At 46.1% G+C, this 24574-nt stretch carries 28 protein-coding genes and 6 tRNA genes; 29 read left to right on the forward strand and 5 right to left on the reverse strand.

Annotated features, from left to right (window positions below; translation table 11 throughout):
• Positions 1 to 23 precede the first annotated feature (23 nt).
• From EV211_RS01250 to EV211_RS01265, 4 genes are read left to right on the forward strand one after another with little or no spacing between them, the layout of a single operon-like run.
• Entirely contained in the window at positions 24 to 350 is a 327-nt protein-coding gene (locus EV211_RS01250; protein WP_133527618.1) for a V-type ATP synthase subunit F, read from the forward strand.
• A complete protein-coding gene (locus tag EV211_RS01255; RefSeq protein WP_133527619.1) occupies positions 347 to 2122 on the forward strand; it encodes a V-type ATP synthase subunit A in 1776 nt (591 codons plus the stop codon). Before EV211_RS01250 ends, EV211_RS01255 begins: the two co-directional genes overlap by 4 nt.
• Positions 2119 to 3489: a V-type ATP synthase subunit B gene (locus EV211_RS01260; protein ID WP_133527620.1), complete on the forward strand. Its 1371-nt coding sequence runs from the start codon at positions 2119 to 2121 to the stop codon at positions 3487 to 3489. Before EV211_RS01255 ends, EV211_RS01260 begins: the two co-directional genes overlap by 4 nt.
• 10 nt (positions 3490 to 3499) lie before the next feature.
• Positions 3500 to 4198, forward strand: a complete 699-nt coding sequence (locus tag EV211_RS01265) for a V-type ATP synthase subunit D (RefSeq protein WP_133527621.1) — start codon at positions 3500 to 3502, stop codon at positions 4196 to 4198.
• Positions 4199 to 4259: 61 nt separating this feature from the next.
• On the opposite strand, the gene EV211_RS01270 is transcribed toward EV211_RS01265, so the two are convergent.
• Positions 4260 to 5057, reverse strand: a complete 798-nt coding sequence (locus EV211_RS01270; protein WP_133527622.1) for a hypothetical protein — start codon at positions 5055 to 5057, stop codon at positions 4260 to 4262.
• 233 nt (positions 5058 to 5290) lie between these two features.
• Between EV211_RS01270 and EV211_RS01275 the strand changes: the two genes are divergently transcribed.
• The 16 genes from EV211_RS01275 to EV211_RS01340 all read left to right on the forward strand — a co-directional run bounded on the left by EV211_RS01275 (position 5291) and on the right by EV211_RS01340 (position 17770).
• Positions 5291 to 5698, forward strand: a complete 408-nt coding sequence (locus EV211_RS01275) for a hypothetical protein (RefSeq protein ID WP_133527623.1) — start codon at positions 5291 to 5293, stop codon at positions 5696 to 5698.
• Positions 5699 to 5855: 157 nt separating this feature from the next.
• On the forward strand, positions 5856 to 6794 hold the full coding sequence (locus EV211_RS01280) for a hypothetical protein (protein WP_133527624.1): 939 nt from the start codon (positions 5856 to 5858) through the stop codon (positions 6792 to 6794).
• Positions 6795 to 6796: 2 nt separating this feature from the next.
• Positions 6797 to 7345, forward strand: a complete 549-nt coding sequence (locus EV211_RS01285; RefSeq protein ID WP_133527625.1) for a hypothetical protein — start codon at positions 6797 to 6799, stop codon at positions 7343 to 7345.
• A 13-nt stretch (positions 7346 to 7358) separates the two neighbouring features.
• Entirely contained in the window at positions 7359 to 8114 is a 756-nt protein-coding gene (locus EV211_RS01290) for a hypothetical protein (protein WP_133527626.1), read from the forward strand.
• Entirely contained in the window at positions 8081 to 9520 is a 1440-nt protein-coding gene (locus EV211_RS01295) for an ATPase, T2SS/T4P/T4SS family (RefSeq protein WP_133527627.1), read from the forward strand. Before EV211_RS01290 ends, EV211_RS01295 begins: the two co-directional genes overlap by 34 nt.
• Positions 9517 to 10461: a hypothetical protein gene (locus EV211_RS01300; RefSeq protein WP_133527628.1), complete on the forward strand. Its 945-nt coding sequence runs from the start codon at positions 9517 to 9519 to the stop codon at positions 10459 to 10461. The genes EV211_RS01295 and EV211_RS01300 overlap by 4 nt, the downstream gene beginning before the upstream one ends.
• On the forward strand, positions 10458 to 11060 hold the full coding sequence (locus tag EV211_RS01305) for a hypothetical protein (RefSeq protein ID WP_133527629.1): 603 nt from the start codon (positions 10458 to 10460) through the stop codon (positions 11058 to 11060). Before EV211_RS01300 ends, EV211_RS01305 begins: the two co-directional genes overlap by 4 nt.
• Positions 11061 to 11222, forward strand: a complete 162-nt coding sequence (locus EV211_RS10650; protein ID WP_166635327.1) for a hypothetical protein — start codon at positions 11061 to 11063, stop codon at positions 11220 to 11222.
• 1 nt (position 11223) lies between these two features.
• Positions 11224 to 11367, forward strand: a complete 144-nt coding sequence (locus tag EV211_RS10655; RefSeq protein ID WP_166635328.1) for a hypothetical protein — start codon at positions 11224 to 11226, stop codon at positions 11365 to 11367.
• Positions 11368 to 11772 carry a hypothetical protein gene (locus EV211_RS01310; protein WP_133527630.1) on the forward strand — a complete coding sequence of 135 codons (405 nt, stop codon included), beginning with the start codon at positions 11368 to 11370 and terminating at the stop codon, positions 11770 to 11772.
• A 6-nt stretch (positions 11773 to 11778) separates the two neighbouring features.
• Positions 11779 to 12132: a hypothetical protein gene (locus EV211_RS01315; RefSeq protein ID WP_133527631.1), complete on the forward strand. Its 354-nt coding sequence runs from the start codon at positions 11779 to 11781 to the stop codon at positions 12130 to 12132.
• Positions 12133 to 12142: 10 nt separating this feature from the next.
• Positions 12143 to 12997 carry a DUF5688 family protein gene (locus EV211_RS01320; protein ID WP_133527632.1) on the forward strand — a complete coding sequence of 285 codons (855 nt, stop codon included), beginning with the start codon at positions 12143 to 12145 and terminating at the stop codon, positions 12995 to 12997.
• Entirely contained in the window at positions 12994 to 13275 is a 282-nt protein-coding gene (locus tag EV211_RS01325; protein ID WP_133527633.1) for a hypothetical protein, read from the forward strand. The genes EV211_RS01320 and EV211_RS01325 overlap by 4 nt, the downstream gene beginning before the upstream one ends.
• Before the next feature lie 85 nt (positions 13276 to 13360).
• On the forward strand, positions 13361 to 13645 hold the full coding sequence (locus EV211_RS01330) for an iron-sulfur cluster biosynthesis family protein (protein ID WP_133527634.1): 285 nt from the start codon (positions 13361 to 13363) through the stop codon (positions 13643 to 13645).
• A 120-nt stretch (positions 13646 to 13765) separates the two neighbouring features.
• The gene (locus EV211_RS01335; protein WP_133527635.1) at positions 13766 to 16627 is read left to right on the forward strand and encodes an MSCRAMM family protein; all 2862 of its coding nucleotides are present in this window, start codon (positions 13766 to 13768) and stop codon (positions 16625 to 16627) included.
• A 3-nt stretch (positions 16628 to 16630) separates the two neighbouring features.
• A complete protein-coding gene (locus EV211_RS01340) occupies positions 16631 to 17770 on the forward strand; it encodes a hypothetical protein (RefSeq protein ID WP_133527636.1) in 1140 nt (379 codons plus the stop codon).
• Between the two features lie 5 nt (positions 17771 to 17775).
• Here the strand turns inward: EV211_RS01340 and ychF are convergent, their stop codons facing one another.
• Positions 17776 to 18873, reverse strand: a complete 1098-nt coding sequence (ychF, locus tag EV211_RS01345) for a redox-regulated ATPase YchF (protein WP_133527637.1) — start codon at positions 18871 to 18873, stop codon at positions 17776 to 17778.
• Complete coding sequence (gene lgt, locus EV211_RS01350; RefSeq protein ID WP_133527638.1) at positions 18870 to 19628, reverse strand: prolipoprotein diacylglyceryl transferase; 759 nt, start codon at positions 19626 to 19628, stop codon at positions 18870 to 18872. Before lgt ends, ychF begins: the two co-directional genes overlap by 4 nt.
• Positions 19629 to 19693: 65 nt before the next feature.
• On the opposite strand from lgt, the gene sfsA reads away from it, so the two are divergent.
• From sfsA to EV211_RS01395, 9 genes are all read left to right on the forward strand, one after another.
• Positions 19694 to 20395, forward strand: a complete 702-nt coding sequence (gene sfsA / locus EV211_RS01355) for a DNA/RNA nuclease SfsA (protein ID WP_133527639.1) — start codon at positions 19694 to 19696, stop codon at positions 20393 to 20395.
• Between the two features lie 133 nt (positions 20396 to 20528).
• On the forward strand, positions 20529 to 21779 hold the full coding sequence (locus EV211_RS01360; RefSeq protein WP_133527640.1) for a Y-family DNA polymerase: 1251 nt from the start codon (positions 20529 to 20531) through the stop codon (positions 21777 to 21779).
• Positions 21776 to 22039 (forward strand): hypothetical protein, encoded by a 264-nt coding sequence (locus EV211_RS01365; protein WP_133527641.1) that lies wholly within the window; start codon positions 21776 to 21778, stop codon positions 22037 to 22039. Before EV211_RS01360 ends, EV211_RS01365 begins: the two co-directional genes overlap by 4 nt.
• A gap of 133 nt (positions 22040 to 22172) precedes the next feature.
• Positions 22173 to 22249 (forward strand) — tRNA-Met (locus EV211_RS01370).
• 4 nt (positions 22250 to 22253) lie between these two features.
• Positions 22254 to 22329 (forward strand) — tRNA-Val (locus EV211_RS01375).
• A 339-nt stretch (positions 22330 to 22668) separates the two neighbouring features.
• Positions 22669 to 22745: transfer RNA gene (locus tag EV211_RS01380), tRNA-Asp, on the forward strand.
• Positions 22746 to 22815: 70 nt separating this feature from the next.
• Positions 22816 to 22891 (forward strand) — tRNA-His (locus tag EV211_RS01385).
• 15 nt (positions 22892 to 22906) lie between these two features.
• Positions 22907 to 22981, forward strand: a tRNA-Gln gene (locus tag EV211_RS01390).
• 78 nt (positions 22982 to 23059) lie between these two features.
• A tRNA-Cys gene (locus EV211_RS01395) sits at positions 23060 to 23134 on the forward strand.
• A gap of 105 nt (positions 23135 to 23239) precedes the next feature.
• Here the strand turns inward: EV211_RS01395 and EV211_RS01400 are convergent.
• Positions 23240 to 23428 (reverse strand): (2Fe-2S)-binding protein, encoded by a 189-nt coding sequence (locus EV211_RS01400; protein ID WP_166635329.1) that lies wholly within the window; start codon positions 23426 to 23428, stop codon positions 23240 to 23242.
• A gap of 144 nt (positions 23429 to 23572) precedes the next feature.
• Positions 23573 to 24412: a transglutaminase domain-containing protein gene (locus EV211_RS01405; RefSeq protein ID WP_133527643.1), complete on the reverse strand. Its 840-nt coding sequence runs from the start codon at positions 24410 to 24412 to the stop codon at positions 23573 to 23575.
• Positions 24413 to 24574: the final 162 nt, after the last annotated feature.

Genomic DNA, 24574 nt, shown 5'->3' on the forward strand with positions numbered 1-24574 from the left:
GGTGTTCGTAAGGAGAATGACAGATGTATAAAATAGGCGTAATAGGAGACAGTGAATCTGTAATAGGATTCAGGGCTGTAGGCCTCGACGTGTTCCCCTGTGAGGATCCTGCTGAGGCAGCAAGACTCATACGCGAACTGGCAGAAGGCGAATATGCCATTATTTACATAATGGAAGGCCTGGCTGCGCAAGTCGAGAAAGAAATAGATAAGTATAAAGACTCCAGATTACCCGCAATCATCCCTATACCTAACAAAGAAGGCGCGTCGGGGAACGGCATGCGTAATGTAAGGGAAGCGGTCAAGAGGGCTGTTGGAGCAGATATACTGTTTGGAGGTAACGATAAATGAGTCAGGGAAAAATAGTTAAAATATCCGGACCGTTGGTAGTAGCATCAGGCATGCAGGACGCCGATATGTACGACGTGGTCCGTGTTGGAGATCTTGGCCTTATTGGCGAGATAATCGAAATGAGAGAGGACATGGCCTCCATCCAGGTATATGAGGACACCGCAGGACTTGGACCGGGAGCACCGGTAGTTACTACAGGAGCGCAGCTTTCCGTAGAATTGGGACCTGGCCTCATAGAGAACATTTACGACGGTATCCAGAGGCCTTTGGAAGTAATGTACGAGGCCTATGGCAGCAACATAACGAGAGGTGTGCAGGCTCCGTCTCTGGACAGAGATAAGAAATGGGAGTTCAAGCCAACTGCTTCTGCAGGAGATCAGGTAGAAGCAGGAGATGTGCTGGGAACAGTTCAGGAGACTGCAGTCGTACAGCAGAAAATCATGGTACCGGTTGGCGTAAGCGGTACTATAGAAACTATAGAAGAGGGCAGCTTCACCGTTGAAGAGACCATATGCAAAGTCAAAGAGGAAGATGGAACGGTCCGGGAACTGACCATGATGCAGAAGTGGCCGGTCAGAGTAGCAAGACCGTATAAAGAAAAACTCATGCCGGAGATGCCTCTTGTCACAGGACAAAGGGTAATCGACACGTTTTTCCCTATAGCAAAGGGCGGCGTAGCTGCCGTACCGGGACCTTTCGGTTCAGGCAAGACGGTAGTTCAGCATCAGCTGGCCAAGTGGGCCGATGCAGACGTAGTAGTATATATTGGCTGCGGTGAGCGTGGCAATGAGATGACAGACGTACTGAACGAGTTCCCTGACCTGAAGGACCCACGTACAGGCGAATCGCTTATGAAACGTACGGTACTCATAGCAAATACATCGGATATGCCGGTTGCTGCTCGTGAGGCTTCCATATACACAGGAATAACCATAGCAGAGTATTTCAGGGATATGGGATTCTCTGTAGCCCTAATGGCTGACTCTACATCCAGATGGGCCGAGGCTCTTCGTGAAATGAGCGGACGTTTGGAAGAAATGCCTGGTGAAGAAGGATATCCTGCTTATCTGGCATCAAGACTCGCTCAGTTCTATGAGAGAGCCGGAAGAACGATTTCTCTCGGCAAAGAGGGACGCACAGGTGCTTTGTCAGCTATAGGAGCTGTATCACCTCCGGGCGGAGATATTTCAGAGCCGGTATCCCAGGCTACACTACGTATAGTCAAGGTATTCTGGTCACTGGATGCACAGCTGGCTTATGCGAGACATTTCCCGGCCATCAACTGGTTGAACAGTTATTCCCTGTATGTAGACAGACTGGCTTCATGGTATGAAGAGAATGTCAGCAAGGAATTCCCTAAACTAAGGGAAGATGCTATCAGGTTACTGCAGGAGGAAGCAGAGCTGCAGGAGATCGTACAGTTGGTTGGAGTAGATGCCCTGTCATTCGAGGACAGAATCAAACTGGAAGCATGCAAATCTATCCGTGAGGATTATCTGCATCAGAATGCCTTCCATGAGATAGATACTTATTCTTCATTGAACAAGCAGTATCTGCTGATCAAACTAATAATGACATATTACAACCTTTCTAAGGACGCCATAAGTAAAGGTGCGCCTTTCAATCAACTGGCTGCTATGCCTGTAAGAGAAGATATAGGAAGATTCAAATATGTCGAAGAAGCAGATACACAGAAAGCTTATGAAGACATTATCAATAAATTAAAAGATAAAATTTCTAAACTGATCACAGAGGAGGGCGATGAACAATGATGAAGGAATATAAGACTATATCTGAAGTTGCAGGACCTCTGATGCTGGTCAAGGATGTTGAAAATGTAACCTATGATGAACTGGGAGAAATCGTACTTCCAAGTGGAGAGACGAGATTGTGCCGTGTTCTGGAAATCGATGGAAGCGATGCGCTGGTACAGTTGTTTGAGAGTTCTGCCGGCATCAACCTGAAGGAAAGTGCCGTAAGATTCACAGGAACAGGAACTGAACTTGCTGTATCACCTGAAATACTTGGAAGAGTATTCGATGGCATGGGCAGACCTAAGGATGGCGGCCCTGAGATAATACCGGAGAAAAAACTCAACATCAACGGCTTGCCGATGAATCCATCTGCCAGAGATTATCCGGCAGAGTTCATACAGACAGGAGTATCGGCTATAGACGGACTTAATACCCTCGTAAGAGGACAGAAGCTGCCTATATTCTCAGGAAGCGGACTTCCTCATGCGGAACTTGCCGCTCAGATAGCCAGGCAGGCTAAGGTACTTGGGGATGAAGGCGGAAACTTCGCAGTAGTATTTGCCGCTATAGGTATCACCTATGAAGAGGCTGACTACTTTGCTTCAGACTTCAGACGCACAGGAGCCATAGACAGAACGGTAATGTTCATGAACCTGGCCAATGACCCTGCCGTAGAGAGAATAGCCACTCCTAAGATGGCCCTTACTGCAGCAGAATACCTGGCCTTTGACCTTAACATGCATGTTCTGGTAATAATGACAGATATCACTAACTATGCCGAGGCCCTGCGTGAGGTATCGGCAGCCAGGAAAGAAGTACCGGGCAGAAGAGGATATCCAGGATACCTTTATACTGACCTTGCCACTATGTATGAAAGAGCAGGCAGAAAGAAGGGATTCGACGGATCTATAACCCTTATCCCTATACTGACAATGCCTGAGGATGATATTACTCATCCTATACCGGATCTTACAGGATATATTACAGAGGGTCAGATCATACTTTCCAGAGATCTTTACAGGAAAGGAATCAGACCGCCTATTGATGTTCTGCCGTCCCTGTCACGACTTAAGGATAAGGGAATCGGAGCCGGCAAGACCAGAGAAGATCACGCGGACACTATGAATCAGCTCTTTGCGGCATATGCCCAGGGCAAGGCTAATCTTGAACTTATGGCCATACTTGGTGAAGCGGCTTTGACAGACGTAGATCTGATGTATGCCCACTTCAGTGAAGCCTTCGAGAAAGAATATGTGTCTCAGGGATATGATAATGAAAGAAGTATCGAGGAGACCCTGGATCTGGGTTGGAAACTCCTGAAGATGCTGCCTAAGTCAGAACTTAAGAGAATCAAGGACGAACTCATAGAGAAGTATTTAGGGTAGGTGAGATTTCATGGAACGAATGAATGTAAATCCGACGAGGATGATGCTGACTTCCCTGAAACGACGTCTTGCCACTGCCACCAGAGGACATAAACTGCTGAAAGACAAGCGAGACGAGCTTATGAAGGAATTCCTGGATCTGGCCAGAGAAAACGGTCGCCTCAGAGAAGAGGTAGAAGTTAAACTGGCCGATGTATATAAGAACTTCAGGAGAGCCAATGCCATCGTGAGTAACGAAGTAATGGAAGAGTCTCTGATGTTCCCTAAGCAGGGAGTAGAACTGGAAGTAGGCAGTAAAAACATCATGAGCGTCGACGTGCCGGAATTTTCCTTTACGACTAAGGCTGAGGATCCTGCGGATATTCTGCCTTATGGATTCTCGAGAACATCGGGAGAATTAGATAATGCTATTTCCAAACTATCAGACATTTTCCCAATGCTGCTGGATCTGGCAGCCAAAGAAAAGGAAACGGCTCTTCTGGCAGCTGAGCTGGAGAAGACGCGCAGACGTGTAAACGCTCTGGAATATGTAATGATACCTAAGCTTCAGGTCACTATCAAGTATATCACCATGAAACTGGATGAGAACGAAAGAGGTAATCAGACCAGGCTAATGAAGGTGAAGGATATGATGCTGGAGGAGGCATTGCAGAAGAAGAGAGAACACGATATGGAAGCCATCAACAGATTGGAAAACAATCAGCAATAAGCAACACAAAGGCACTCGCAATAGACGCGAGTGCCTGTTACTTTTTTTGTTCAGCCGGAATTCAGACTTCCACTTCGACGCTTATGGTATCGGATATTTCCACAGGACCTTCTATGTAAACTGCCTGAAGGTTCCCGTCCTTAATATCGACAGTAGCAGTAACGGTGCCGGCCGGCTGTTGCAGGCGGAAAGCGTGGCTGCCGTCTGCGAAGCCGCTGGAAAGGGCTATGGCCACGGCCGTGGAGCCGGAAGCACAACTGCCTTCGAAATACGTGGTGTCTACATCCTTCACGTAGACCACGGGAGTCAGGTATTCCTTTGCGCTATCATAAAACATCACGCCCATGGCAGGCGGATCGTATTCCCCATTGACCACATCTTTGATCCTGTCGAAGTTTTCCTTTGTGGCTTCGGTCCCCTGCAGGACCAGATGCATAATGCCTCCAAGGTCCACAAGAATACCGCCTCCCGCAGGCAAAATCGACCATTCCACGGCTTTTACGGCAGAAACGGGCAGAGGCATCCTGATCTTGGTATAATTGCTCTCAGAGTCGATTTCTACAGTCAGTGGTTTCTCGCTGCCGCTGACATTTACCACGATAGAGGCCTTGCCGGTGATGTCCCGGGCTTCGGCAGCCATGAGCGCAAAGGATCTGGACGCGTTGCCGCAGAATTCCAGCCCGCACATTTCCATGCTGTCGGCGCTTTTCACGAAGGCCACCTGCTCTGCGTGGAATTTTTCTATGGCCAGCAATTGCGTCGCCACATGCTGATAATATTTTCGCTCAAAGGGATCCATGACAAAAATTGTTATATTGCCGGCGGGATCCGCTATGCGTACGTTTATTTTCTTTCTCATTTCAGACTCCTTTTCGTAAGTAAATAATACCATAAATACTGCACAAATAATGGGTTATTTTTCAGGGTACAAAAAATGTGCAATTACAACAAAAAACCGATATTGTACATTAAAAGACCAAATGTGTACATCGGGTATAGTTTACTATTGACATATGCTCCAGAGTGTGAGATATAATAGTTACAATATTCTGAATGAAATTCAAAAAAGGAGAGGAAAGGAAGGAAAGAAAAATGAGCAGAGAATGGCAGCAAAAACGTTTTCCGGCATTTGTCATGCCGGACGCAGTTTACTACCAGTCCATATGGGCAGTGAGAGATCTGGCCAGAATGGAGGAAAGGTTGAAGGAGTTGAATTACGATGTAGAGACAGGTACTTTCGGCAGCGGAATAGTGAGCGATGGCCGCAGGGATTATAACATATCCCGGCCGACAGAGAAAAAGGCTATAGAAATAGCTCAACTGGAGGGAAGAGTGAAGGCTATCAGAAAGGCCTTGGATGTAGTTCCGGATCCCTACAGGGATTTTGTCCTGGACAATGTGACTTTGAATAAGAAGGCTCAGGGTTATCCGACTAAGATCTGGAAGATATGGAAACAGCGTTTCCTGTTCAATGTTGCGAAGAACCTGTCGCTGATGTGAAAATAATTTACATAAATGTTAAATTATGTATTGTAAGGGGAGGAAAACTGTGTTATTATGTTATTGTGAATAAATGGAATCGAAGAGGGAAAGGAGGAAACTCCTGCGATGAACGGGGACTGCTGCGGCGGTCCCTTTTATATTTGCGGGAAATCACATGAGAAAACTTGGCAGGTTAAGTTTTGTAATAATCGCAGCATGCATGGCCTTCATATGCTGCACCGCCGTGAGCCACGGCACAGGTGGATTTTCGACGGGGGAGATAGGCGTCATATCGGCATCATCCAACGGCGTCAGATCAACTTTGGCTATCCAGGCCTCCAAGAAGCTGGCAGAGACCGGCGGGGAAGTCATATTCAGCATCAGAGCATCCACGGATGTAAGATCGTTTACGGCATACGAGGGAGTTCACAAGCGTCATGCGGTTTACAGGTTCAATGGTCTGGAAAACCAGCGTATCAGCATCAATGACGCAGAACACGCCGGGTCATCTTGCACGGCAGTACTCGGCAGCGATGGACGGTATAAGATAGTAGCCATGACACGTTTTGTGTGGGAAACCGAAAGGGGCAAGGTGGCCGAGGGATTTCCCAGATACTTTCGATACACGGTCAGGTCCGAGCCTATATATGTAACGGCCGCAGATGTAGACAGAATAGTCAATGCAGGCCACAGCAGCGATAGCAAGCCGGTCATAGTGACGGCCGTAGAAGGCAGCGTAGGCCATACTGAGAAATGGGACCGCAACAGAAACGATTATAACAGCAACTGTTCACCGGAAAATCGGAGGGGCAGCGAGGTGTTCTGGTCGGGAGAGAAATTCATATTGACTGCTAAGGTCACATCAGCAGACAGACCTTCAGCAGTCACAGCAGAGATCGAGGGCACGTCATATAAGGCGGCTCTTGTTTTCGAAGGCGGCGTCTGGAAGGGAGAATTATTTAACAGATCCATGATAGAACGGTGGGGCAGGAACGGCAGTGAGAAGCTGAAATTTCTCTTTACTACTTCGGCCGATGGCAAGCAGGTGACCGATCGAGTGGAAGTATTTGTGGACGACAGAGATAATTATTGGGAAATGCATAGAAAGGAGTAAGAGTGGAAAAAGGCAAAAGAATACTTGGAGTCATACTCATATGCTTAAGCATAGGGGCGCTGTTCGCCTGGGAAAAATGGGGACGCAATAAATTCATTTATGATGATATCGCTGTCCTTTCTCATAGTGTAAACAGAGGCACTGTGATCACGGAGGAAATGCTGGAAACAGCTAAGGTCGAGCAGTACAGCAAGGGAATGATAAAGCCTCAGGATATGAGCTGGCTGATTGGGAAGGAAGCGGGACAGTATGTCAGAGCAGAGATGCCGCTCTTCAGGGAGTATTTTGATGAAGAAGGACTTGCGGCGGACCAGTCCCAGGACAGGCATATGTTGAATGTGCCGGAAAACTGGATAGATTCATGCCCGGAGACCATTGAACGAGGCCGGGAGGCGTGTTTTTACAGCGGAGGGAGGCTCATAACCAGAGCATCGGTATCAGCAGTGAATACTGAAAGCAAAAGTATCGAGGTAGTAGCCAGCGAGGCTCAGGTAAAGGTTATCAGCAGGATAGCCGCTTCGGGAAACAAGTTTGTTATCTCATATGATTAACAGGAGGTGAACATTGAGCAGAAATATAGCACTTATAGGAGGGGATAGTCAGGTAGGTACTACCATGACGGCCCAGGCTCTGGCTGAAGACCTTGGCGCAAAGGGTGACCAGGTGCTTCTGGTCATGGCCAGCGGCAAGGCAGGCGATGACTTCTTTGTAAACAAGGAGGGGAAATCCATAGATGACATCAAGGCAAATCTGATAAACGGACATATGGACAGTTATGAATTGAGGCAGGCCCTCATAAGAGATAAGAACATATGGATACTTCCCGGAGTAAAGGACAGCATCTCTGCGGCATATTATAACGAAAGATCCATGAAACCACTGGCGGCAGCCTCGGAGAATATGGATCATGTGATCTTTGACTGCGGCAACGAACTGAGACTGGGGCTTGTTATCTCGGCAGTGGATCTGTGCGCGGAGAGATATTTCGTTCTGACCCAGCAGGAAAAGACCCTCAGAAGGTTTGGCGACATGAAGGAAAGAATACTCGATCCGTTGGATTTCAGCGGAAAGATAATAGTAAACAAACATCAGAGCAATGTGTCTCTGCTGACTCCCGGTGAAATAAGCAGGCAGTTTTCAATGGACGTAGCGGCCAGCATCCCCTATGTGGAATATGGCTGGCAGGCCGAAATCGAGAGGCAGACCCTTATGGGCACAGGACGCTATAGCAAGGCCATAGGCAATCTGTCAGACATAATCAAAGGAGAGAGGACGGAAAATAGTTCATGGATAAAGAATTTGATCTTGAAGAATACATGAATCAGGCCGCGCCGGGCGTAAAGGAGCGGAAAGAGGGAATGGAAGGGTTCATGACAGTATGTGATCTGGTAGGAAGACAATTCGATTCCGAGTGGGAAGAGACCGACGACAGATCCAAGAATCTTAAACTGGAGAGAGAAAAGAGAGCAATAATCGGATATGAGAAGGATGTTGGCTATTATAAAGAACGCATAAGAGAAATACTCAGAGAAAAGAAACTGGCTGAAAGCTGGTATCCATCCTGGTATTCTGATCTGACAGAGGCTATATTTGCTGAGCTTTACGGGCTTTCAGGGCTGGCACCCTGGGCTTACGACATGTGTGAAAAATACAGGACATCTTCATCGGCCAAGCTCATAGGAGACAGAATGTACTGCCTTATAGACGGGAAATCACAGCTGCAGCCACAGGTGATAAATGAGAAGAGAAGACAGCAACTTAAACGCACACTGCTTCTGGCAACTCCGAGGGAGAGGCTGGAGTACGGCTTTCACGAGGTATACCTGCATAATGGCATAAGAATAACCATATACTCCGGTGACAGGACCAAGGAAAATCAAGACGTCATGGTGTTCAGAAAGTATGTGCTGAAGGAACTCAGTTTCGAGCAGATGGCAGATCTGGGAACTATACCCGTCGGTGCAGTGGAATTATTCAAGACCATGGTAGCCATAGGCTTCAATGTGATATTTGCAGGTCAGGTAAGATCGGGCAAGACTACGTTCATGCAGACATGGCAGAAGTACGAAGACCCGGAAATGGAGGGACTGGCCATTGCCACGGATCCGGAAACCCCCTGGCATGAGATAATGCCCGGTGCCCCTATAATGCAGCTGATCGCCGACGGCAGACAGCTGGAATCCTTGACCAAGTCACTTTTGCGAGGCGACAACGATTACATTTTGTTAGAGGAGATGCGCGACGGCACAGCCTTCAAGCTGGCCCTGGATATAACCAGTACGGGAACCACCAGAAGCAAGGCAACCATCCATGATAATGATGCGGTAAATATACCCTATAAGATGGCGGCCAAGATCCGCGAGACTTACGGTGGCCATGAGAAAGAACTCATAGCGCAGGTGTATAAGAATTTCGATTATGTTTTGGAATTCAGTCAGCATCCCTTTGATAAGAGCAGGAAGATAATGAAGGGTATAACGGAGTTTTCCTACGATCCGGCTGAGGACAGGATCAGGGCTACATACATATGTAAATACGATTTCGAGAAAGGCACATGGCAGTGGAATGATCATATAAGCCGCGATAAGGAGAGGAAAGCGGCCCTGTATCGTGACGATCTGGGGAATATGCGGAAACTGCTGGGGTCGCTGGCCAGGGACGCGCCTATGGAGGGCGAGTCGAGCATCAGTCCGGCCTATTACAGAGGAGGTGGAGGGTCTTGGTGAACAAAATAATCTATGGGGTGTTTTTGCTGGGGGTGATCCTCAGTCAGATGCCGCTCATAAAGTCGCTGTATCTGGGGTTTGTGAACAGGTACAGACTCAGGAGGAGCCTGAGAGAATTTGTGCCCGATGAATATGACAGAAAGAGGGGACGGATATCCAAACATATCGATAGGCTCATGAAGGCCACCGACCTGACGAAGATATATGGGAAGCCTGAAATGTTTATTATCATAAGCCTCGTCATCTTCCTGGGAGTGGCTTTCGCTCTTTACTGGACTTTGGGAAGTACGACGGCGATCTTGATGGGATCATTCTGCGGAATGATGCCATATATGCTCATGAGGGTCAAGCTGAACGCCATGAGGATCGGAGGCTCCAGAGAAGGTGACATAATGATGCAGGAACTTCTGAGCAATTATAAGATAAATGATTACAATATGAAGGAGGCTATTGAGGTGACGGCAGCTACAATTGAAGATGCGCCTAACTCCAAAAGGCTGCTGTATGACCTTGCAAAGGGTTTCAATAAGGCGTATACGGCTGATGATATCAAAAGGGTATTGGATATATTCAAATACTCTCTTAACACATCATGGGGAAATGCCCTGGCGTCAACTATGTATTTTTCTCAGATACATGGTATCAAGGTGACCAATTCACTGGAAGATCTGTCCGAATCCCTCATAAAGAGCAGGAAGGTCATAGAGCATGGAAGAAGAGAAAATAATGAAGCATCGTTGATGCTGAAATATCTGGCGCCCATAAGTTACCTGCTGTCGGTGCTCTGCGCTTGTAAGTATTTCGGCTTTACATTGAACAAATTTATACGTTACCAATTCGGGACGGCTCTGGGGCTGCAGTGGTTTATGATCATGGCGGCTTTTTTTATATCCGGTGTCCTCATAAACGGTTTTTTATCCAGGGAGAAAATGGATATATGAAGATGAAAAATAAAATATGGTTCTTCCTCGGGTTCAGAAGATTCAAGGGCCTCAGAAAGAGAGGCATTGAAGATCTCAGAGAGAAGCGGAGAACATTCAAGGAGAAGGTGCTGGCTCTTGACAGGAACAGCCTGGAACAGGAAATATTCGGAAGCTGTGTGATCCTGAAAAATCTGGCCATAGTTCAGAGCAATATGCCTATGTCAACGGATTATATCCTGGAGGAACTTATGGAGAACAGTAATTTACTGCGAGGGTCATATGGAGAAATGCTATTCAGGTGGAGAAGCGGATACGGGCAGGATTCTTTCAATGTACTGGATGAAAGGATACACACTAAGGCGGCAAGAAATTTCGCCTTTATTCTTTCGAAAACAGAGCAGATAAACCCGGCGGAGCTGGTGGAATCTATGAGAGTCTTTGAAGAGGCATTCGCGGGAGACAGAATGACCAGGGCCATGAAGAGGGCTTCCAGAAAAAGTATAGTGACCACTATGGCGGCGACGGCTTCCATCTTCGCCATTTTGATGAACTTCTCAATAGTGGTAGTGTTCATGGACATGCTCAATATGATAGGTGGGCTGGAAGGAGGATTTTAGATGAAAAATCTAATCATAATAATCGGAACGATAATTCTGGGTGTTGTAATAGTTAACACCATGATACTGGGAGGTGGTGATGCCAGCCTGAAAGGGGCGGCTAAGAATGTAGTGGAAAAGGGAACCAATACGATCAATTCACTGGAGATCGGAGGAGAGTAGGTTGAAGAATTTAGTTATAATAATCGGCACTGTGATACTTGGTTGCATTATCTTCACCATGATAGCAGGAGACAGTCATAGCCTCAAGTCCGCAAGTAAAGGTGTTATGGATAAGACAATCGAACACTATGAGGAAATACAGTAAATGAAGAATCTCATAACATCGATGGCGTGTATAGCCATATTGCTGGCTTTCGTGCTTCAGTTCACCCAGAATCAGGTGGTTTACAATCATATAGTGTCCATAGACCAGGCCGTCAATACATTTAAAGAGGTAGTTAAACAGGAAGGCAGCATAACGGCTGTCAATGAGGCGGCACTGAAAGGCAAGATCAGTCATAGAACCGGCTGCGGAAGCGGTGAGATCACCGTTGCGGGGACACGAAGCAAAGTCATGAGAGGAAACAGGATACATTATCGCGTGGAAGTTCCTATCAAAGGAATAATCGGAGCTGCAGGATTCTGGAAGATCAGCAGAAAGGACAATCGCATAAACTATGTAATAGACAGGTATACGACCAGTGAATATATCGGTCGCAAAGGAGGATGATGCCTTGTGAAAAACCTCATAATCACCATAGGCATAGTGGTGTTTATCGTTACCATCACAGGCATGCAGTTTACCTGTAATCAGATGCTTCATACTAAGCAGGAAATGAAGTTCGCTGCAGATGAAGCAGCGGCTACGGCCGCTTTATGTCTGGATGAAGAGGCTTTCGGCGATGGCAACCTTTATTTTAACAAAGAGAAGGCCGGGGCTCAGGCAAAAGCCATGGCAGGTCTTAATATGCCAAAGGGAAAGTGTAAAGTTGATATAGAATTTTTTGCCGGTGAAAGACCGGCTGTGAAAGTAATTATTAAGAGAGGAAGGCTGACTGCCGTATCGAAATACGAGTATGTGGCCTATTGAAAGGAGAAATATGAATTATTTAAGATTTAAGAACAAGGTGGTGGATAGCATCAAGGATTATCTGCCGGAGGAGTTTAAGGAATATAACGTAGAAGTGGAAATGATCCCTAAGGTAAATGGATTCAAAGAAGCAATCATAATCAGCAAGTCCGACTGTAAAGACCCGACGCCTACATTATATGTAGATCAACTGTATGATCAATATAAGGTATGCAAAAATATGGATAAGGTATTGAAATTTGCAGCGGAGTTTTACATCTATGGGATAAACTATGGCAAAGCTATGGCGGAGTGTATTACTGTTGAGAACAGCGATGATACTGTAATAATGATGTTGATAAACAGAGATAACAACAAGGACTTACTGGAGACCATGCCGCATAGAGATTATATGGATCTGGCTATTGTTTACAGGCTGATAATGCCATTGCCTGACGGTAGCTTCAATACGGCGAATATAACTGATGATATGCTCGAAAGAATGGGAAAAACTGAAGAAGAACTTTTCAGTCTTGCTGTAGTGAACACTCAGAGAATACTGCCGCCACATACAGAGAATATAGGTGAGAGTGTAAATATTGTAACTAATGAAAAGGGTATCATAGGCGCTGTGGCAATGCTTTATGACGAGCAGCTGAAGAACCTTGCTGATATGGTCGATTCGGATCTGTATATAATCCCGTCATCTATACATGAGGTCATAACTATACCGGTCTACGATGCTGACCCGGATCATCTGGCTGAAATAGTAGCCGATGCAAATAATACGGTATTAAAACCGAAGGATGTTTTGTCGAATAGCGTGTATTACTATACCAGAAGCAGCGGATCCATAGATATAATCAGAGAGGGAATAGCCGTATGAAAAAGATCGTAGCCATAATACTCATATGTATGGCGTTTCAGTGCAGTATAGTCCTGGGCAGCATTACCATAACCTATGGCGAGGTGGAAAAGTCCGGGAATAAAAATGTCGAGGTAAACGCTGTAGGTACAGGCCAGGGCTTCGTACTAAAAGATAAAAATTATAAAGAGGGGTTGGATTATCTGGTATTCATTAATAACCGCGGCACCGGGAAGAAGAGTGATGACAAGCTCATAAGCATTTATGCAGTCAAGGTGCCTTCAGGTTTGATAAAATAACTGAGATATAGTATATCGTTTCATAAGGTTATTCGCAGAAAACCTGGGTATAAGAAACCCAAGTTAGAGAAGCGGAGGTACTATTATGGATATGAGTGAAGTGAAAATCAGAATATCGGATAAAGCTAAGGAAAAGATACGTGAAATAGAGGAGTCTGGTATGCATCTCAGAATGACGGTAATCAAATCGGGTTGCTGCAGTTATACCTTTGACATGTATCCGGATAAACTCAGGGGTGACGACGAGCTGATACACGTTGAAGGCTTGCCGTTGATCATTGCGCCTTCTGCCAAACCTTTCATCAGGGACATCGACCTAAATTATGGCAGGTACGGAGCTTTTAAGAAATTTATAGTAAAGACTAATTGACTATGATAATACAGGCTAATAACAATTGAAAGTTCATATACAGAAGAGATCGGCTAGTTCTGGTCTCTTTTGTTTTGCAAGCAGGCACAGCCTGTTTTTTTGTGTAGAGAAGGAGGATGAATGAAAGTAAGTGATTTGTTGAAGAGGGGGCTCGTAATTATGCTAATAGCCCTGCTCATGATCGGGTTTTCAGTCAGTGCGGAGACATTTCCGGGCAATGAAGCCGGAATCTCCCATGGCGCAGTGACTAAGGAGTGCAATGTAAAGGCGTATTTTTACGCAGATACGGGGGTCCATACATATTTCAGTGCTACCACATCGTATATGGGAAAGCCCATAACTATGAAGGGATCCTGTACGGAATATGATGCGCAGAATTTATACGATAGTCAGGGCAGGCATTCTATGGTGAAAAAGACACAATCGGATCTGCGTACTAAAATTGCGTATCTGGCAGAAACATCGGGGAAGTACAGTCTTACGCCTAAGACGAACCCGCGTTACAGATACATAGTTTGCGCGGCTCTTTGTATGGCCAATTACAGATACGGCGCCACAAAATACAATCATAAAAGCGCCGGATCCTATGAACGTCAGAATGGCGATAAGGAGCAGATACAGAAGTTATTTGATCAGGCTAAGGCTTTAGATGCTGCACCTGACAATTTCGAATGCTTTTATGTGAACCTTAAGGGCGGCGACCAGCAGGACATGGTTTTTTGGTCCCTGCACCCGGCTTACGGATATATCAAGATAACAAAAAGTTCTACAGTGCCGGCTTATGCAGACACATATTCACTTAAGGGCGCGCAATATACCATTTACAAGGGCTGGAGCACCTCCGGCGCGCAGGCCGATGTACTTACCATAGGTTCTAGGGAAAAGTCGGGTAAGCTGAGCGTAGGAAAGTATTGCGTAAAAGAGACAAGAAGCCCGACCAACGGAAAATACAATAAAGACAAGAAATTGTATAAGGTCACCGTAAAGAAAAATGTAACTATAGTAGTCAAGAGCAAGGATGCTCCTAAAATGGGTGGTCTGAAGGTGGAGAAGCAATCTGCAGATCCAGCTTATACGACAGGGAATGTGTATTCTCTTAAGGGAGCAGAATATACAGTCTATGACAGCAATGGCAATCAGGTGACAGGCATGATGGTACAGGATGGTGACAAGGCAGGAATACCTGTAGATGTGCTGACTACCGATGAAGACGGCGAAAGCGAAACTGTAGCTATGAAGTACGGAAATTATACCGTAAAAGAAACCAAAGCTCCCGAGGCATATGAGTTGGATGAGACTGTACATGAAGTTAGCATACTGGAAGGCGCGGATATCACAGAGCCGGTAGTCGTGAACAGCATTGAAAAATTCCTTTCTTCGCCTTTGGAATTTATGCTGGAAAAGAAAGGCGACCGAACTTTCTGGTATGATGATATTCCCAGCCGGGCAGGTGCCATATTTGAGGTCAGGTATTACGATGGATATTACACAGCAGAAGATATAGAAGCCGGGTCTAAAACAGGCACAACCGCAGGAGAAGATACAGATGAGTCTTATGAAGATAAAGATTCTGATGTAGACAGCGAATTGGGTGATGGTGACGGTGACTCAGGAGAGGAAGAAGCAGGAGACGTTGCAGAAGAAGAAAGTAGCCCAGCAAGCATTATTCGCACCTGGCGTTTTGTTACAGATGAAAACGGTCGTATATCCTACGACGCAGCCCACCTTTTGTCAGGCAGTGATGACCTCTATAGAACCAGTGACGGTACGCCGGCCGCAAGACTGGGCACATACACATTCCAGGAGATCACGGCGCCTCCGGGTTATCTGATCAATTATAATACCATAACCACGCAGCTCAGATCTGACGGCATGACGCCGAAGGCTGTGGTATATAACGATGGAAATCCGGTGATACAGCCGGAGGCTTTCCAGCTGGTCAATATACATATAGAGAAGAAAGACGCTGAAACCGGCGGATCTGTGGCTCAGGGCTACGGCACATTGCAGGGGGCGGAGTTTTCCATAGAGAAACTTCGAGATGGCACAAAGGATACCTGGGAAAAGGCCGGCAATGTCACTACCGATGCTAATGGTTACGGGGTTTTGGAAAATCAACTGCCGGGAGCATATCGGATAATAGAGACAAAGGCGCCGTCAGGCTATGGGATCAATCACGAGATAATCTATAAGAACTGTCCGAGAAATGATGATTATACGGCATATTTCGACTACACGGCAACTGCCTATGACCATGTTACGACACTTCATGTGAGCAAGGTTTCATTCACAGGTGAGGAAGAACTGTCGGGGGCCCATCTCACTTTATTTGACAGCGCGGGCAAGGTAGTAGAGAGCTGGATATCGACTGGCACTGCACATATCATTAAAGGCCTGGCAACAGGTACATACAGGCTTCACGAAGACCTGGCACCCTTGGGATACGCCACGGCCGGCGACGTAGAAGTGAATGTAGGCAATGGGAATCCAGATCAGTACGTAACAATGACGGATAAGGTCATAAGAGTCGACATAAGCAAGGAAGATCTGTCGACAGGAGAACCGGTAGTAGGAGCTGAGCTGCAGATAAAAGATAGTAATGGAGAGGTTGTGCGTCGGTGGATTACAGGGAAAGAACCAACCAGAATAGAAAAACTGCCTGTGGGAGAATATACGCTTACGGAAATATTGGCGCCTGACGGCTATATGACCGCAGCCGATTTGAAATTCACTGTACTGGATACAGGTGAAATACAGAAAGTAACTATGAAGGACGAACGCGTAACGCCACATCTTTCCAAAACGGATTCCATAAAGGGCGAGGCAGAACTTTATAACAGTCCGGGACCGCAGACAGTTACAAGGACCCCGAAGACAGGAGACAACTCTAAATTGATACTGTACGCCATACTGTTTGCAGCGGCCTTGGTAGCCTTGGCAGCAGTATTGCATCAGAGAAAGAAAATCAGAAAGGAAGACTAAGAAATGAAGAAGAAAATATTAACAGCAATAACAACTATGTGCCTGGTATTTGCAATGATACCGTCTACAGTATTCGCGGGAGAGACTACGGGAAGGGCTGCATCTAAGGCTCTGGCAAGAACGCAGATCGAGACCAACGTGATAATAAAAGATGTGAAGGTAACTTTACCGGGCAGCAATTTCGATATGCTACCTGATTTCACAGTTATCGGAGCTAAATATACGGGAAATCCCATAGTTCCGCCTATTACCATAAATCTTTCCAACGGCAGCGAACTGGTATGCGGTCGCGACTACACTATAACTTTTGCGGATAATATCATGCCGGGCACAGCCAGCTACGTTATCACCGGCACCGGCAGGTACGGCGGCATGCACAAAGGTACCTTTGTTATAGACAAAGCTGACATAGGCAGGGTGGCATCGGTCATGGCCCTGGGTGCGGCCGTATACAATGGCAGGCAGCATACTCCGAAGTTCAGCCTGGCAGCCCCATCACAGTATGGCCCTTTGATCAAGGGGAAAGACTACACAGTGACTTATGGAGATAATGTTGAAGTTGGCCTCGGTTATATAACAGTAAATGGTATGGGGAACCGCTTTAAGGGGTCGGCTCAAACGGCCTTCTATATAGAAAGAGCCAATATAGCATCAGCATCGACTGCCGCTGTAGCCGATGAACTATACACTGGCCTCGCATTCACGCCTCAGCCCCAGTGGGCAGTATATGAAGGAATGAATCTGATAAACGGTCAGGATTATACTTTGTCATATATCAACAATGTTGCAGAAGGCACGGCAAGCGTAGTCATGACGGGTATCGGAAAATATCAGGGAACTAAGGTTGTACCTTTCAGAATCGTCAAGATACCGGAAATCGTAACAGGATTCAAAGTAAAGAAGCAGAGCAAAAACAGGATAAAGATGTACTGGCATAAGGCCAGCAATGTGGAAAAGTATCAGATACGCATCTGCCAGGATAAAAAATTCAGGAAAAGCGTAAAAAAATACACCATTAAAAACTATAACAGTGCATTGAAGGTAGCATCCAAATACAGGAAATGCTACATACAGATAAGAGGCTGCGCGACCCTCAATGGAAAGACCATCTACGGGCCGTGGAGCCGTATGTGCAGAAAATAATTACCCTACACGTTGAAGAGGAAGGTGATGATATCGCCGTCCTTGACAACATATTCTTTACCTTCGGAGCGGAGCAGACCTTTTTCCTTGGCTTTGGACATGCTTCCATCACAGCTGTCCATAAGGGCAGCATAGTTGATGGTCTCAGCGCGGATGAAGCCTTTCTCGAAGTCGGTATGTATCTTACCGGCTGCCTGAGGAGCCTTGGTGCCATTTGTAATGGTCCAGGCCCGGGTCTCATCCTCTCCGGTGGTGAGGAATGAAATCAGATTCAACAGTTTATATGAAGCCTTGATCAGTTTGTCCAGACCGGATTCTGAGATGCCCAGCTCCTCCAGGAACATAGTCTTCTCATCGTCGTCCAGTTCTGAGACTTCCTGCTCTATTTCGGCGCAGATAACGACTACTTCAGCGCCTTCGCCTTCTGCGAAGTCGCGTACAGCCTTGACATATTCGTTGTTGGAATCGTCGGCAGCATCGTCTTCAGCTACATTTGCTACATATATTATCGGTTTATAGGATAAAAGCTCCAGAGTATCAACGAAGGCGGCCTCGTCGTCGGTGAGCTCCATAGCTCTGGCTGATTTTCCTGTTCCCAGGAACTCGTTTACCTTCTGGAGGATGACCAGCTCCTTTGCGAGACTTTTGTCGTTCTTGGCGCCTTTTTGAGCCTTTTGGATGCGTTTGTCCAGAGACTCCATGTCAGCCAGTATAAGTTCGGTGTTTATAGTTTCTATATCATCGAGAGGATCTATTTTCCCTGATACGTGGACTATATTGTCATTTTCAAAGCATCTTACCACGTGCACGATGGCCGCTACCTCTCTGATGTGACCGAGGAATTTATTTCCCAGGCCTTCACCTTTGGATGCGCCCTTTACCAGACCTGCTATGTCGCAGAATTCTATGGTAGTGTAGATGGTTTTCTTGGAATGATGTATATCGCTCAGCACTTTGATGCGTTCGTCAGGGACCGTAACGACTCCGACGTTTGGCTCAATAGTGCAGAAAGGATAATTGGCAGCCTCCGCGCCGGCCTTGGTTATGGCGTTGAAGAGGGTGCTTTTGCCTACATTTGGAAGGCCTACTATGCCTAATTTCATTGCTTGTTTGCTCCTTTGCTAAGTTCTTTTTTGTACAAAATAATATATATCACGAGGCAGACTATGAAAGCCACCGCGCTTATTACCTGTGCCTGCCTGAAAGGGCCGATCATGAGACTGTCCGTGCGCAGATGCTCCACGCAGAAACGTTCCACAGAGTACAGCATGCCGTAGAGACATACGATCTGACCCGGGAAAGCCCGTCTTTTGTCCACCCACAGCAGAAACCAGAACAGCGCGAAGCACCATAATGATTCATATAAAAATGTAGGATGAACGTATTGCCCGTCGACCAGGATCGCCCATGGCAGATCCGTTGGAGTGCCGTGAGCCTCGGAGTTGAAGAAATTTCCCCAGCGCCCGATGGACTGAGCCAGTGCTACTGCAGGAAAGACCAGATCGGCCATTTCCAGGAACCTGATCTTATAGTGCCTGCAGACCAGCAGAGCGACTATGAGCCCTGCGATGATGCCGCCGTGTATGGCAAGGCCTCCCGCTCGCGTATTGAGAATCATACTGGGATATTCTGAATAGTAACTCCAGTTAAAAATCACATAATAAGCTCGCGCTCCAAGGATGGAGAAGGGGATGAGCCATATGGCGAAGTCGATCACGTGCTCGCTTTCTATGCCGTGTCTGGGCGCCCGTTTGTAACATATTATTATGGCCAGTACGAACCCCAGACCGATGAGGATCCCATACCACATTATGTCGACGCCGAATATTGTAAAGGCGATTGGACCCGGTGATGCCATGAAAATCCTCCTTTCTGCAGTAAAACATATTCCATTATACCGTGATTTCTGTTAAAATTCAATGTATGAAGTACGAAAACATTGTAAAAGGAAATTTCATAGAAAGGCCCAATCGCTTCGTGGCTCTGGTGCGCATAGGCGGCGAAGAAGTGCGGGTCCACGTAAAAAATACCGGCCGCTGCAGGGAATTGCTGGTGCCGGGGGCTGTAGTTTACCTGGAGGACTTCGACGGCCGCATGGGAAGCCGCAAGATGCGATACTCTCTCATCGCCGTGGAAAAAGGCGACCTGCTGGTGAATATGGACTCACAGGCCCCGAACAAAATAGCCGCTGAAGGGCTTTTGTCTGGCCGTATTCTTCTGCCGGACATGGACAGACTGACGGTAGTAAAGGCCGAACAAAAATACGGCAATTCGCGTTTTGATTTTTACATAGAGGACGAGGCGGGCCGCAAAGGCTGGCTGGAGGTGAAGGGCGTGACTCTCGAGGATGACGGCGTTGCCAGCTTCCCCGATGCGCCGACGGAGCGTGGACTCAAGCATGTCAACGAACTGTGCCGGGCGAAAAGCGAGGGCTTCTCAAGTTACGTTTTGTTCATAGTTCAAATGAAGGGTATGCGTTGGCTGGAGCCGAATGATGACCACGACCCGGATTTTTCAACTGCGCTCAGGCAGGCCAGCACGGAGGGCGTCCATGTGATCGCCTGGGATTGCCGGGTTAAGCCTGATGAAATCGAGGCTGACGAGCAGGTCATGGTAAGGCTCTGATATGCGCCCGTAATTATTTATACAAATAATCAAAACACCTGTTGAAATCATTTCCGGCAGGTGTTATACTATACCTACTAAAAGAACATTTGTTCGTGTTTGAAAGATGCTATTGATCGGGAGGTGTGTGAGTATGACTGTATTGCAGGTAGACGCCAATTCTGCATATCTGAGTTGGACGGCGGCAGCCCTGCTGGAACAGGGATATCCCGTCGATATAAGAACGGTACCGGCAGTGATTGCCGGAAACCCTAAGAACAGGCATGGAATAATTCTGGCCAAGTCCATACCTGCCGGGAAACTGGGCATAGGCACGGGTGTCAGCTTGTTTGAAGCTCGCCGGAAATGTCCTGAACTGCTGGTCTTTCCGCCGAACTTCGATCTGTATCTCGGGTGCAGTGATGCTATGTATGAAATTTTAAAGGAATATTCCCCGCTTATAGAGAGATACAGCGTAGACGAGTGTTTTTTAGATCACAGGACGTGCGCAGGTCATCCTGCGTCGCCTGTGGAAACAGCTTATGAAATAAAGGAACGTATTAAAGCCGAGTTGGGCTTTACTGTAAATGTAGGAGTGGGCCGCAACAAACTGCTTTCTAAAATGGCCTGCGAACTTGAAAAACCGGATAAGGTCCACTGCCTGCTTACAGATGAAGATATACGAGATAAGATGTGGCCTCTGGATGTGAGGGAGTTGTTTATGGTAGGCAGGGCCACTACACGCAGGTTGGGAAAGATAAATATCAGAACCATTGGCGGCCTGGCGAAAACCGATCCCTTGTTACTGAAGGCTATGTTTAAAAGCCACGGCACGCTTATATGGGAATACGCCAACGGCATAGATAATGGCCGGATAATACCAAACGACCAGATCGTGCAGAAGGGCATAGGGAACAGCATGACGATCAAATATGATCTTTTGGATCCTCAGGAAGCCAGGTCGTATTTACTGTCTTTGACAGAAAGGGTAGGCGGACGATTGCGCCATCACAGGTGCAAAGCCAGTCTTGTAGTTGTCAGCGTATGCACCGGTAGTTTTATTCGGTACACGCATCAGCTCAAGCTGCCTTTCTTCACATCAGATACTACGACCATATACAGATATGCCTGCCGGCTTTTATCAGAATCCTGGAAAGGTGAGCCTATAAGGCAACTGGGAGTGCGGGTAGGTGAATTCGTTCGTGATGATGAATACCAGCTGACAGTTTTTGACGTGGAAACAATAGAGAAGGACGAAGCCCTTAACGATGCTGTAGATCAGATAAGAAGCAGATTTGGCTCAGAGGCTATTTACCGCGGTGTCTTCGCAAACTCTGATCTGAACCCTATTGAGGGTGGAGTAAACGGCGGCAATTTTCTTATGATGGGAGGTTTCAGACAATGAAAATAGTAGCGAAACCGGTGGATATGATAGCAACATTCAGCGTGCAGGGAAAACCTACGCCGTATAAATTCAGATATGAAGATCGCTCAGGGCGGCGTATAGAGGTCAGGATAGATAAGATAATAAGTGCTGACAGCAGAAAACTTGCCGGAATAGATTCTATAGTATACACATGCCAGTCCGAGATAGATCAGACACTGCGGATCTTTGAATTGAAGTATATAGTGGGGCAGTGCAGGTGGGAGTTATATAAGGCATAATAGCTCAGGTCTGGAATCCATGAGCTTATATAAGAAATAAAGCAAAATAACGATTATAAACCAAAAAACAGGTTGACAGGGGCCGGGAATTTTGGTAGTATATTTCTTGCAGTGATTTCACATAATGCAATGTGGCGGTGTAGCTTAGTTGGCTAGAGCGTCCGGTTCATACCCGGAAGGTCGGTGGTTCGACTCCACTCGCCGCTACCATTATGGGCGTTTAGCTCAGCTGGGAGAGCATCTGCCTTACAAGCAGGGGGTCATAGGTTCGAGCCCTATAACGCCCACCAAATCACTACATTCAAAGTATATGTAAAGTATATGCAGAGAAAATTGCGAAGGACTGAGCAACGCAGTAATTCACAATTTTAAAGATTCAAAGTATACGCAGAGAAAATTGCGAAGGACAAGGCGCACAGTGTGAGGAGCGAGAGAAACGTACTTTTGTACGTGATCGAGGACGAGGACTGAGCAACGCAGTAATTCACAATTTTAAAGATTCAAAGTATACGCAGAGAAAATTGCGAAGGACAAGGCGCACAGTGTGAGGAGCGAGAGAAACGTACTTTTGTACGTGATCGAGGACGAGGACTGAGCAACGTAGTAATTCACAATTTTATCAAGTATGAGGCCAAGTAGTTCAGTTGGTTAGAATGCCAGCCTGTCACGCTGGAGGTCGACGGTTCGAGCCCGTTCTTGGTCGCCAATTTTTTACTTAATTGTTCCATTATGCTTTGCATTTGCAGGGCATATATGGTACAATTACAGTTACTATGGTGGGTATAGTCAAGTGGTTAAGACACAGGATTGTGATTCCTGCATGCGTGGGTTCGAGCCCCACTACCCACCCCATTATATTGTTCGCGATGGGGTATCGCCAAGTGGTAAGGCAATGGATTCTGATTCCATCATGCGCAGGTTCGAATCCTGCTACCCTAGCCAATATCGAGACGCGATCTAATCGCGTCTCACAATTAATGAACTGGGCAACACAGCAGTTCACAATTTTATCAAGCATATGGCGACATAGCCAAGTGGTAAGGCAAAGGTCTGCAAAACCTCTATTCCCCAGTTCGAATCTGGGTGTCGCCTCCAAATGAAAACCTGTAATCGCAATGATTACAGGTTTTTCTTTGCATTAATATTTTTATGGCAGATAGCGAAATGGTCAAGTTTTTGCGACTTTTCTGTGACAACTTATTAGCTGTTCACCTCAGACAGTATCATATCGAGATCTTCCCGGCAGCCGCCGCACTTGTCGCCAACTTTGGCGACCTCGCAGAGGGTCTTAAGATCTCTGATGTTGTTTTCCTTTATCATGTCTTCAATTTCACCACGGGTGACATGATAACAAAGGCATACTTCGTAATCTCTGGATTCCTTATCCATATATAAACCTCCAATCCGATTTTCTATATTAATATACCACAAATAAAAAAGATGTACACACACACCGTACATCTTTTTTATTTATCTTATTGTAGAAGTATAAGTTATAAGAGTTGTTATATATTAATTATAGAAGTAACAATTTTAGTAGTTTGAAGCTGCTGTAGGGTATTCGCTTGTGAATGATGAAGTCTTGAATGCAGATGCTCTGCTATGACTCTTGAATCCTTTGGATCCTTTCAGGAAGTAGCTGTAGTGGCTATCTCCTGCATCCCATGTAGAATCTACGTTATAATATTTGCTTCCAACCTTTACTATGTTCCATGCATGTCCTTCGCCGTAGCTTGAACCTGTTATAACTTTTGCATCAACGCCTGCTGCATCGCACATTCTGTAGAACAATGTTGCATAACCCTGGCAAACTGCTTTGCCTTTGTTCAGTGCTGCATATGCAGTGTACTTAGTTGCGCTGGATGAATTGTAGTCATACTTTACATGCTGGGTGATCCATTTATATATTGCCTTTGTCTTGGCGTAATTGCTCTTTCCGCTTAATTTAAGTGCCTTAACTGTTTTGTTGAGCTTTTTTTCAAATGCTTTATCCTGGCTCAATGTTGTCTTATATTTCATCTTGTATGTGAATTCGTAATGTGTATTTCCGTTTGATGTGTAGTAACTCCAGTTAACATTGTATCCGTTATAAACGCTGTACTTGTAGTAGTCGCCTATATCACTGCTTGCGATCGCGTTATTGAAAACGCTCTTGCTTACTTCTGATCCGCTATCATTAGAACTTACAACGCTTACTTTGATGGTGTTGCTGTGGTTTATTATATTCTGCATCATATACTGTCCAGCTGCTGCCGTTGAAGTATACTCTGAGCTTGCATATGTATTCTGGGTGGTTCCAGTTAACAGCATTACTGCTGCAACTATAGTTGCCATCGCCAGTATTGTTATTCTCTTCATCATGTTGGTCTTCATGATTTCCACCTCCTGTAACTTGAAACTTATTATCTCTTTTTGTAACTATATAGTAACCTATAAGTAACCAAAGGTCAATAGTAAAAGTTACTTTTTAGTTACCTTACGATTAAAAAACTTTGAAAAATAATTTTGCCAAAGAACATAATACAATATATTGTA

Source organism: Aminicella lysinilytica, from assembly GCF_004362975.1.
Lineage (GTDB): Bacteria > Bacillota > Clostridia > Peptostreptococcales > Anaerovoracaceae > Aminicella > Aminicella lysinilytica.

Coding starts and splice junctions, on each gene's coding strand:
- EV211_RS01250 (WP_133527618.1), top strand. CDS start 24: ATGTATAAAATAGGCGTAATAGGAGACAGTGAATCTGTAATAGGATTC.
- EV211_RS01255 (WP_133527619.1), top strand. CDS start 347: ATGAGTCAGGGAAAAATAGTTAAAATATCCGGACCGTTGGTAGTAGCA.
- EV211_RS01260 (WP_133527620.1), top strand. CDS start 2,119: ATGATGAAGGAATATAAGACTATATCTGAAGTTGCAGGACCTCTGATG.
- EV211_RS01265 (WP_133527621.1), top strand. CDS start 3,500: ATGGAACGAATGAATGTAAATCCGACGAGGATGATGCTGACTTCCCTG.
- EV211_RS01270 (WP_133527622.1), bottom strand. CDS start 5,057: ATGAGAAAGAAAATAAACGTACGCATAGCGGATCCCGCCGGCAATATA.
- EV211_RS01275 (WP_133527623.1), top strand. CDS start 5,291: ATGAGCAGAGAATGGCAGCAAAAACGTTTTCCGGCATTTGTCATGCCG.
- EV211_RS01280 (WP_133527624.1), top strand. CDS start 5,856: ATGAGAAAACTTGGCAGGTTAAGTTTTGTAATAATCGCAGCATGCATG.
- EV211_RS01295 (WP_133527627.1), top strand. CDS start 8,081: ATGGATAAAGAATTTGATCTTGAAGAATACATGAATCAGGCCGCGCCG.
- EV211_RS01305 (WP_133527629.1), top strand. CDS start 10,458: ATGAAGATGAAAAATAAAATATGGTTCTTCCTCGGGTTCAGAAGATTC.
- EV211_RS10650 (WP_166635327.1), top strand. CDS start 11,061: ATGAAAAATCTAATCATAATAATCGGAACGATAATTCTGGGTGTTGTA.
- EV211_RS01310 (WP_133527630.1), top strand. CDS start 11,368: ATGAAGAATCTCATAACATCGATGGCGTGTATAGCCATATTGCTGGCT.
- EV211_RS01320 (WP_133527632.1), top strand. CDS start 12,143: ATGAATTATTTAAGATTTAAGAACAAGGTGGTGGATAGCATCAAGGAT.
- EV211_RS01325 (WP_133527633.1), top strand. CDS start 12,994: ATGAAAAAGATCGTAGCCATAATACTCATATGTATGGCGTTTCAGTGC.
- EV211_RS01330 (WP_133527634.1), top strand. CDS start 13,361: ATGGATATGAGTGAAGTGAAAATCAGAATATCGGATAAAGCTAAGGAA.
- EV211_RS01335 (WP_133527635.1), top strand. CDS start 13,766: ATGAAAGTAAGTGATTTGTTGAAGAGGGGGCTCGTAATTATGCTAATA.
- EV211_RS01340 (WP_133527636.1), top strand. CDS start 16,631: ATGAAGAAGAAAATATTAACAGCAATAACAACTATGTGCCTGGTATTT.
- ychF (WP_133527637.1), bottom strand. CDS start 18,873: ATGAAATTAGGCATAGTAGGCCTTCCAAATGTAGGCAAAAGCACCCTC.
- lgt (WP_133527638.1), bottom strand. CDS start 19,628: ATGGCATCACCGGGTCCAATCGCCTTTACAATATTCGGCGTCGACATA.
- sfsA (WP_133527639.1), top strand. CDS start 19,694: ATGAAGTACGAAAACATTGTAAAAGGAAATTTCATAGAAAGGCCCAAT.
- EV211_RS01360 (WP_133527640.1), top strand. CDS start 20,529: ATGACTGTATTGCAGGTAGACGCCAATTCTGCATATCTGAGTTGGACG.
- EV211_RS01365 (WP_133527641.1), top strand. CDS start 21,776: ATGAAAATAGTAGCGAAACCGGTGGATATGATAGCAACATTCAGCGTG.
- EV211_RS01400 (WP_166635329.1), bottom strand. CDS start 23,428: ATGGATAAGGAATCCAGAGATTACGAAGTATGCCTTTGTTATCATGTC.
- EV211_RS01405 (WP_133527643.1), bottom strand. CDS start 24,412: ATGAAGACCAACATGATGAAGAGAATAACAATACTGGCGATGGCAACT.